The sequence below is a fragment of the Paenibacillus xylanexedens genome, assembly GCF_007676705.1.
Taxonomy (GTDB): domain Bacteria; phylum Bacillota; class Bacilli; order Paenibacillales; family Paenibacillaceae; genus Paenibacillus; species Paenibacillus xylanexedens_C.
This window is the reverse complement of the sequence record NZ_VEBF01000500.1, coordinates 1-250: the sequence shown is the minus strand read 5'-3', so window position 1 is coordinate 250 and position 250 is coordinate 1. Positions and strand designations below refer to the sequence as shown.

Genomic DNA, 250 nt, shown 5'->3' with positions numbered 1-250 from the left:
ATCCTCCTTCCCATTCTCCCCAAATACAACCCTTCAATCCCCTCCCCTCCATCCGCCACCTCTCACCATTATCTCAAAATCAACCTCTACACATCTCCTCAACCTTATCACCCACCCGACATTCCCGCCATTCACCTCATCACCAACACCCCCATTCTCTTCTCCAATCTCGATTCCCTCACCCTCAACCCACTATCGCACACCACCCAGCATGACTCCTTTGCACAGCTTCAACACTCCCAAGCCACAT

General features: G+C 52.0%; 1 protein-coding gene. It reads left to right on the top strand.

What is annotated here, in order from left to right; genetic code table 11:
• On the top strand, nt 1-250 hold a 250-nt coding region (locus tag FS628_RS32290), incomplete at both ends, for a hypothetical protein (RefSeq protein ID WP_222125341.1).